Origin of the sequence: Pseudovibrio sp. WM33 (genome assembly GCF_001623165.1) — a bacterium.
Classification (GTDB): Bacteria; Pseudomonadota; Alphaproteobacteria; order Rhizobiales; family Stappiaceae; genus Pseudovibrio.
This window is the reverse complement of the sequence record NZ_LMCK01000065.1, coordinates 1-323: the sequence shown is the minus strand read 5'-3', so window position 1 is coordinate 323 and position 323 is coordinate 1. Positions and strand designations below refer to the sequence as shown.

At 53.9% G+C, this 323-nt stretch carries 1 protein-coding gene; it reads right to left on the bottom strand.

Features of this window, described 5'->3' with window-relative positions; genetic code table 11:
• On the bottom strand, positions 1 to 277 hold a 277-nt coding region (locus tag PsWM33_RS27145), incomplete at its 3' end, for an IS3 family transposase (RefSeq protein WP_063300402.1).
• Positions 278 to 323: the final 46 nt, after the last annotated feature.

Below are 323 nucleotides of genomic sequence, written 5' to 3'. Positions count from 1 at the left end.
CGCGAGCTTCTTTACGCAGCTGCTTAACCTCACCGGTGTTTGCCTGACGAGCTGTGTCACCGGCAAGCCGTTTCTTGCCAGTTTCAAGAAACTCTTTGGACCAGCTGTAATAGAGCCCTTCCTGCCTACACAACTCGGCAATGCTGTCCTCGCCGCGTAACCCGGCAAGTACAATGCGGATTTTGTCTTCAGTGGAATAGCGCTTGCGGGCCTTGCGCCGGATATCCATGACCGTGCGTTCTGCAGCAACGCTCGCAGTCTTGGTATTCTGCCCCATATCTCACTCCTGTCGTCATGATCATGGGCCAAAACACTCCCTTATT